This is a genomic window from Citrobacter sp. Ca225 (assembly GCF_030337175.1).
GTDB lineage: Bacteria > Pseudomonadota > Gammaproteobacteria > Enterobacterales > Enterobacteriaceae > Citrobacter_A > Citrobacter_A amalonaticus.
The window spans coordinates 1-8370 of the sequence record NZ_JAOWCD010000070.1 but is presented as its reverse complement, the minus strand read 5'-3'; the positions used below and the strand labels follow the sequence as shown (position 1 = coordinate 8370).

General features: G+C 48.7%; 6 protein-coding genes and 1 pseudogene. 3 read left to right on the top strand and 4 right to left on the bottom strand.

Annotated elements, in window-relative coordinates:
- A protein-coding gene (locus OGW13_RS10915; RefSeq protein WP_287115741.1) for an IS3 family transposase occupies positions 1-1084 on the bottom strand; the annotation gives its coding sequence in 2 pieces (ribosomal slippage) (positions 1-847 and positions 847-1084; 1085 coding nt annotated over the 2 pieces). This gene is flagged as partial in the annotation.
- Between the two features lie 37 nt (positions 1085-1121).
- Between OGW13_RS10915 and OGW13_RS10910 the strand changes: the two genes are divergently transcribed.
- Together OGW13_RS10910 and OGW13_RS10905 are read left to right on the top strand one after the other, a co-directional pair.
- The gene (locus OGW13_RS10910; RefSeq protein WP_287116077.1) at positions 1122-1409 is read left to right on the top strand and encodes a hypothetical protein; all 288 of its coding nucleotides are present in this window, start codon (positions 1122-1124) and stop codon (positions 1407-1409) included.
- Positions 1410-1634: 225 nt separating this feature from the next.
- A complete protein-coding gene (locus OGW13_RS10905; RefSeq protein WP_287116076.1) occupies positions 1635-4073 on the top strand; it encodes a sulfatase-like hydrolase/transferase in 2439 nt (812 codons plus the stop codon).
- A gap of 156 nt (positions 4074-4229) precedes the next feature.
- Here the strand turns inward: OGW13_RS10905 and mnmC are convergent, their stop codons facing one another.
- Positions 4230-6230, bottom strand: a complete 2001-nt coding sequence (gene mnmC / locus OGW13_RS10900) for a bifunctional tRNA (5-methylaminomethyl-2-thiouridine)(34)-methyltransferase MnmC2/FAD-dependent 5-carboxymethylaminomethyl-2-thiouridine(34) oxidoreductase MnmC1 (RefSeq protein ID WP_042999987.1) — start codon at positions 6228-6230, stop codon at positions 4230-4232.
- Positions 6231-6388: 158 nt separating this feature from the next.
- Between mnmC and fabB the strand changes: the two genes are divergently transcribed.
- Positions 6389-7606 (top strand): beta-ketoacyl-ACP synthase I, encoded by a 1218-nt coding sequence (gene fabB, locus OGW13_RS10895; protein WP_042999988.1) that lies wholly within the window; start codon positions 6389-6391, stop codon positions 7604-7606.
- A 40-nt stretch (positions 7607-7646) separates the two neighbouring features.
- Here the strand turns inward: fabB and OGW13_RS10890 are convergent, their stop codons facing one another.
- Both OGW13_RS10890 and OGW13_RS10885 read right to left on the bottom strand, forming a co-directional pair.
- The gene (locus OGW13_RS10890) at positions 7647-8177 is read right to left on the bottom strand and encodes a YqhG/Tai3 family protein (protein ID WP_042999989.1); all 531 of its coding nucleotides are present in this window, start codon (positions 8175-8177) and stop codon (positions 7647-7649) included.
- A gap of 2 nt (positions 8178-8179) precedes the next feature.
- Positions 8180-8272, bottom strand: a pseudogene (locus tag OGW13_RS10885) (hypothetical protein); the annotation flags it as partial.
- Positions 8273-8370 lie beyond the last annotated feature (98 nt).

The window sequence follows — 8370 nt, the reverse complement described above, 5'->3', positions numbered from 1 at the left end:
GAACCATGCCGACGCTTACTGTTATAAAACATTTCGATGTAATCAAAAATATCGCTGCGGGCTTCTTCCCGCGTTCCGTAGATTTTTTTCTTTATCCGTTCACGTTTCAACAACTGGAAAAAGCTTTCTGCAACCGCATTATCATGGCAGTTACCGCGACGGCTCATGCTGCCCTCCAGGCCGTGTGATTTCAGGAACGACTGCCACTCATGGCTTGTGTACTGACTGCCCTGATCCGAATGAACCAGCACCTGTTTTTGGGGATTACGCCGCCATACAGCCATCAGCAGTGCGTTCAGGACAATGTCCTTTGTCATCCGGGATTGTATGGACCAGCCGATAATTTTGCGTGAGAACAGATCAACAACCACGGCAAGATACAGCCAGCCTTCGTGGGTCCTGATGTAGGTTATGTCCGTTACCCAACTCTCATCCGGAGCATCCGGATTGAACTGTCGCTGGAGCCTGTTGGGCGACACGATACTGGCCTCGCCTTTACGTGCCCGCGGGCTCCGGTATCCGACCTGAGCCTTTATCCCGACACGTTTCATCAGTCGCCAGACTCTGTTCACTCCGCACTGTTGCCCGCTGTCCCGCAGATCCAAATGGATTTTGCGATAACCATAGACGCATCCCGATTCCAGCCAGAACTGTTTAATCTGCCCTGTCAGCCTCAGGTCTGCCTGATGGCGTTGTGAATGCGGCTGCTGAAGCCAGGCGTAAAAACCACTGGGATGAACATCCAGCACCCGACAGAGCAGGCGAACAGGCCAGCAACAGGTGTTGTCACGGATAAAGGCGTACCTCAGTCGGACAGCTTTGCGAAGTACGCCGCGGCTTTTTTTAATATGTCCCGTTCGTCGGTAACCCGCTTCAGCTCTTTCTGGAGACGGCGGATCTCGGCCTGAGCATCTGACTCTTCTTTATTAGTGGAAGAATCTGGACCGTACTTCTTTATCCAGGCGTAAAGGCTGTGGGTGGTGATATCGAGACGTGTTGCAACGCTGGCAACAGAATAACCGCGATCAACAACCTGTTTGACTGCTTCAATTTTAAACTCTTCGGGATAACGCTTACCGCTCATGGGCACCTCTCTTTAAGCCATCTTAAATGACTCTGAGGTGTCTGTTAAACCCGTGGCGATTCAGGCTGGCTCAGGCATTAACCTGGAACTAGCTTCTGCAGGTAACACCGAAGTAGTGCGTGCAAAAATGAAAACGATGGAAACCCTTAAGCTCAACGATAAAATTGATGATATTCTGATTACATTAGGTAAACAGTATCATATTATTTGCCCTATTGATAAGAATCCAGGACTTTTTATCTATTTTGTTCTTGATAAGGCGAAAGCTAACTTAGCCCTGGCTCGTCACCATGTAAAAGAAGTTGAGTCCCAGTTAGTTGTATGATTATTGATTGAGTAAAGAGTTTTGTCATTGTCATACTATGTCAATGACTGTAGGCTCAACAAATTCATTAATACCCTACCGGCATTTTGCTTGTAGGGTATTTTATTGTTTTATGTTTATAAAAACATTCATTATGAATAATATACTTATGGGAAACAGTTGATAAATAATTTTCTATGACGTCAGCATTTCTAATGCCTGAGATTTAAAAGGATGCGGTTTATTATGGAAATGGGGAATGAGAGTTGGTCTTTTTTAGCAGCATTGCTTTATTTGTCTGCTTTCTTTTTTTTCTTTAAAAGCCACAGTCGAGGTATCGCCGGCTCGATCATTGCTACCTGTTTTATCCTTATTACAATAATTTTTAGTTTATTGACAGGGTGCTATTTAGTCGCTAATTGGTTTACGGGTATAGGTTTTGATGATTCTGTTTTCTACCATCTTCGATTCGGAGTCGAAGGGGGAGATTTTAGTGATTTTTACTTTTTAATATTTTACTTCTTATTGTCGCAAGCTATTTTTGCAGTTCTTATTATTATCTACTTGAGGTCTTTTTTAAAAAGCAAAAATACCAAATTCAAAATTGTGCCGGTGGTTGAAGGCGTGATAATGGTGTTATGCGCATTCTTTTGTACTCCTGCAACCTCAAATTTAATTTCGTATTCGTTGACATCGCAATCCTCAGGTGATTTTTCTGATTATTTTATAAAGCCGCAAGTCATATCATCGACTCAAAAGCCTAAGGATATCATTTATTTTTATCTGGAGAGTCTGGAAGGGAATTATATGGATGAAAGTCTTTTCCCTGGATTACTTCCTGAGTTGCATAAAATTGAAAAGGATAGCGTTACATTCACTAACATTGGTCAAACTATTGGTAGCAGTTGGACAATGGCCGGAATGGTTTCCAGTCAATGCGGTTTGCCGTTATTATCTGTGTTCACCAATGATAATTTCCAGATGAATAATTTTATGCCCAATGCTGTATGTTTAGGGGATATTTTAAAATCGAAAGGCTATCACCTGGAGTTTATGGGCGGAGCCGAAACTGAATTCGCAGGAAAAGGGCAGTTTTATAAGGATCATGGTTTTTCTGATGTGAAAGGTAGGAAAGAGTTTATTGATCAACATGTGGCCAAAGATTACATAAACAACTGGGGGCTGTATGATGATACCCTTTACGAACAATTACTGACGCGCGTTGCTTCTTTGCGACAGACCCAGGCGCCCTGGGGACTCTTTTCAATCAATATCGGAACCCATCAGCCGGAAGGGTATCTGGCACATGAATGCGCGACTATGAAGTATGGTGATGGTAATGATCATCTGCTGAATGCGGCGCATTGTACCGATTTCCTTATTGGTAAAGTGTATCAGTCCTTGAAGAAGAAAGGTCTTCTGGATGATACGTTACTGGTTTTTGGTTCAGATCATCTCGCTCCAGTAATGGTAAAGACACTAGAGACGTTGAAGAAGAAGGAACGCCATAATTTATTGATGATCACTGGCGCGGGTATCAAACCAACTCAAAATCCTCGTCATGGTACAACTCTTGATGTTTCTCCGACCATTCTCAATTATCTGAACTATGGTTCTCACCCTGTAGGGCTTGGCCGTGATTTAAATGGCAATATGGCGACGCTCGCGGAAAATTTCTCGGGGCAAATGTTCCTGGACAGAAAACTACTTTCCTGGCGAACGACTATTGATATGGCATTCTGGGGTTACCCTGATATTAATGGCAGCGTTGAAATTGATTCCCACAAAAAGCAAGTTAAGGTAGGCGATAAGTCATTTAAGATCCCTTCTCTTATCCGTTACACGAAAACCGGTAAAATAGAAGATGTTGTCTTTAGCAGCGATAATATCATCTCTGTCGGGAATAACAGCTATCTTCCCGCATTTTTCCTTGTGAACCTTATTAGCAACAATCAAATGTTTTTGTGGATAGATACTTGTCGTGAGTTATCAACACTGAATCCTGAGTTGCGTAGTTTTGGCAATCAGTATTGCTATTACAATGGTTCTCTGGCTTCCGTTCATTCGACATCAGGTCTTATTTCTAAAACACCCATGGCAGTTAAGGTCAATCTGAATGAAGATAATGCTTATTCTTCCTCACGAGCGAATGATTTACGTAATGCGTTGAAGGATAAAAATCTAATGGTCTGGACAGAGACGCTGTTAAAATCTGAAAAAACACATAGTTTTCCGCCTGTTAATATCATGTCTGCCGGACATCATTCACTTATTCAGCCTTCAATACTTGCTAACCGCTTTCTGGAAGGCGATGGTTTGTTTTTGACCCGTTTTACCTATACAAATCTCCCTTCGGTGGGGGTTACCATCTACCCGGAAGTCATTGGAAAACTGGCGGTTTGCGATAAAAAACAGGGGGGAATCTCCCTTTCCCGGATGATTAAAGATGCCTCGCCTGCAAAAGGAAAAACGAATCTGTTTTATGCCATTATGGGTAATGTTGATCCGGAGTGTTCAAAAGGGGTTGCTAACCGCATTGATCTCGATTTGCCTCAGTTCGCTGCATTGACTGCGGAGAAGCCTTATATCGCTATTCTTGATGATAATCTGAGGCCTCTTACTGAGAACGCTGGTCGTCCTGATCAGTCTATAGCCATACAGGTCAAGTTTAATGATGATGAATAACCGCACGAGTCCGCGTAATGCTTGAGCCGTTTACCGCGTCAAGCTACATGATACGCCTGCGTTGACTGCTTTAAGACGAGGCGTATTGATACCTTCTACGCGATATGGTCTGTTCTCGTTGGGTTTAGCTCATCATGCCGGAACTGATTTGATGGGCTACTCAACAGGCCGACCTTTCAGGAGTTTACGGATCCACAGTCGATTCGGGTTCAGTGCAGCCAGTGTCAATTTGTCGAGGGGAAGAGGTTCACTGCTCATTTGGGAAGCCAGAATTTCAGCTGCAAGTGGCCCAGAACAAAGTCCGCGAGCACCCAGGGCACCAATCATATACAGGTCCGGATAATATGGGGCTAAAACGGCATCTTTAGTCTGTTCATTGAGTGTTGCATAGCATGAAAGCGTCGACGCGTAGTCCGGAACGCTTCCCACCATCGGTAAATGATCGCGGGTGGCACAACGCACGCCGCAGCGAGCATCTTTGCCGCTCACATCGACTTCTTTAGCCCAGTCTACTGCCGGGAAGCAGTCAATCAGGCGCTGCCTATTTTGCCGCTGATCGTCTTCCCGATACTGCGTCTCTTCGCTGCCGCGATGGTAGCTGGCGCCGATACAGTGTTGTTGATTCGTCGGATTTTGCGGCGTCAGATAACCGTCATAGCACAGCACCTGACGGATCCCGGAAAGCGCTGGCGTCGTCGGAATATGACTGACCTGGCCGGCGACAGCGTAGACGGGTAACGGCTGCGTTTGGGCAAAATGGTTAATCTGATGACCATTGGCCAGCACTACCGCGGCATGTTCTGCGTGACTGCCGTGCGTAAAGTGCAGATCCCAGCCGGAAGCTGAACGGTGAAGAGCTGCCAGAGAGTGTTGGTAATGGCAGCGTAGCCCCTGCTTTTCCGCGAGTTTCAGCACGGCAGCGGTCAGTTGCGCCGGGCACAGCCAACCGCCTTGCGGATAGGTTATGCCACCGCACCCAGTGTCTACCCCGGTAAGTTTTTGTGCCTGGGTAATATCCACCGCACTTGCCAGCGCAGACGGCAATGCCAGCGACAGCATTTGTTGGATCTTGTGCTGGCTCTTGTCGTCATAGCCAAACTGCGTGACGCCACACCAGTCATGATCAAATTCTACGGGCAGGGCGTCATACAAGCGACGGGCAAAGGTAAATGCCGCCGGGAAGAAAAGGGTGAGCGCAGTGTCGTGCTTGCTGAGCAGGGGATAAAGTGCTCCCTGACGGTTGCCGGATGCGCCCAGGGCGGGGGCGTCATCGGCACAATAGAGTGTCACTTGCCAGCCCCGGCGTAACAACGAAAGCGAAAGCAGTGCACTGGCGATCCCGCCGCCAATGATTGCGACGTCACGTTTTTCGCTTCCCTGACGAGCAAACCACGGCGTTGAGGACGGGATTTTCAGCGTCTGTTCCATGGTTCCGCGCAGCATTTCGCGCTTGCGGCCAAAACCTTTGCATTTCTGCATAGTAAAGCCGGCATCCTGCAAACCACGACGAACAAATCCCGCAGATGTAAAGGTTGCCAGCGTACCGCCAGGACGAGCCAGACGCGCCATGGCGTTAAACAGATTTTGCGTCCACATGTCCGGATTTTTGGCCGGGGCGAAGCCGTCGAGAAACCAGGCGTCAACTTTTTGATTCAGGCTGTCGTCGAGTTGATCGGTGAGTTCATTAATATCGCCAAACCAGAGGTCGAGGGTGACGCGTCCTTCTTCCAGCAGCAGGCGGTGGCAACCCGCCAGCGGCAACGGCCACTGGGCCTGAAGTGGCCCGGCAAATTCGGCCAACTCCGGCCAGTGCTGATGCGCCGCTGTGAGATCGTCACGACTCAACGGAAATTTTTCAAAACTGATGAAATGTAATCTTTGTAGCGTAGCATCGGGCTGAGTGGCGCGAAATGCGGCGAACGCCTGCCAGAGCGTGAGAAAGTTCAGACCCGTGCCGAAGCCGCTCTCAGCCACCACAAACAACGGGCGAGGATGTTCCACAAAGCGTTCAGCGATCCGGTTGCCTCCGAGGAAGACATAGCGCGTCTCTTCCAGACCGTTGTCGTTGGAAAAGTAGACGTCGTCAAAATCTCGGGAAACAGGTGTACCCTCAGCGTTGAATTCGAGGTTGGCGGGTTGTATAGCGTATTGTTTCACGTAAGTTACTCGTCTGACAGGCAGTGTCACGATATTAGCGATGTGTGCCAGGCGGCGCAAATTTCAGTATAAATTGGCTGATCGGACTTGTTCGGCGTACAAGTGTACGCTATTGTGCCAATCGAAACTTACTATAGTGCGACTGACAGAGGTATTGAATGAAACGTGCAGTGATTACTGGCTTGGGCATTGTTTCCAGCATCGGTAATAACCAGCAGGAAGTCCTGGCATCTCTGCGTGAAGGACGTTCAGGGATCACTTTTTCTGAAGAGTTTAAAGATGCGGGAATGCGCAGCCACGTATGGGGTAACGTCAAACTGGACACCACTGGTTTGATCGACCGTAAAGTGGTGCGTTTCATGAACGATGCCTCTATTTATGCCTATCTCTCCATGCGTGAAGCTATCGCAGACGCTGGTCTGAGCGAAGAGGTTTATCAGAATAACCCGCGCGTTGGCCTGATTGCAGGTTCCGGTGGATCGTCTAAAGCGCAGGTTTTCGGTGCTGACGCCATGCGCAGCCCGCGTGGTCTGAAAGCAGTTGGCCCGTATGTGGTCACCAAAGCGATGGGCTCTGCCGTTTCGGCCTGCCTCGCTACACCGTTTAAAATCCATGGCGTAAACTATTCGATTAGCTCGGCCTGTGCGACGTCTTCTCACTGCATCGGCAATGCGGTTGAACAAATTCAACTGGGTAAACAGGACATCGTATTTGCGGGCGGCGGCGAAGAGCTGGGCTGGGAAATGGCCTGTGAGTTCGACGCGATGGGCGCACTGTCCACCAAATATAACGATCAGCCTGCTAAAGCTTCCCGTACCTATGACGCGCACCGTGATGGTTTTGTTATCGCGGGTGGCGGCGGTATGGTGGTGGTTGAAGAACTGGAACACGCCCTGGCGCGTGGCGCGCATATCTACGCGGAAATCGTGGGCTACGGCGCGACCTCTGATGGCGCGGATATGGTGGCTCCGTCCGGCGAAGGCGCAGTGCGCTGCATGCAGATGGCGATGCACGGTGTAGATACGCCGATCGACTATCTGAACTCCCACGGTACTTCAACGCCGGTGGGCGACGTGAAAGAGCTGGGCGCGATTCGCGAAGTGTTTGGCGATAAGAGTCCTGCGATCTCTGCAACCAAAGCGATGACAGGTCACTCTCTTGGCGCCGCGGGCGTACAGGAAGCAATTTACTCTCTGTTGATGCTGGAGCATGGCTTTATTGCACCGAGCATCAATATCGAAGAGATGGACGAGCAGGCTGTAGGCCTGAACATCGTGACCGAAACTGTCGATTGCGAACTAAACACCGTTATGTCTAACAGCTTCGGTTTCGGCGGTACTAACGCCACGCTGGTGATGCGTAAGCTGAAAGCGTAAGACAATTATTGACGGAAAAGGGAGCCATAAGGCTCCCTTTTTACTTTTTAAGCGGTTCGTATTCCGGCGCAATTTCTGCTGACCACGCCCTGGCACGGGCAATGGCACCGGCGCTGTAAATGGGATGTTCAAACTGGTTTCCGACATCCCTGACACGATAGATTTTCCAGTGTTTTTCTTCCCAACGCGTATAGACCTCCAGTTGAACGGGCGCTATGTTGGCGGGTCCACCCAGTTTGACATCCACTTTTTCGCCGCCGAGGAAGGGACGTGCTTGTCCAACCTGTAACAGTGGGATCCACTCAGGGGCATAATCCTGCACATACATAAAGTAGTCTGAGTCGACGATGTCTTGCTCATAATAGCTATCGATCAACGTCAGGCGATCGATAACCTCTTTAGTAACATAACGTTGCATTACCCCGCGGGTATCGTGAGGCTTATCTGGTGCATCGATAAATGCCGCCATCCACGCGAGATAGAATTGTTTAACGTCTTCTGTGCTGTCGTGCCGGGGCGTGGAGCAACTGCAAAGCAGCAGGACAAGTGCTAAAAAAGAGAAGGCTCTCATCGCTATTTCCTGTAGATGATATAGGCCGGTTTTGCCGCCCGGTAACCAGGGCCTGCCCACATGTCGCGTTGTCTGAAATCTGAGTACCACTCTGAACGACTCATTGCGGCTGTTTTAGGGAAGGTGCGAATAAGCAGGTCATTTCTTCCCAAGCTGACTCGCTGATTAAAATTTCGCGGATCTGGGCCGATTT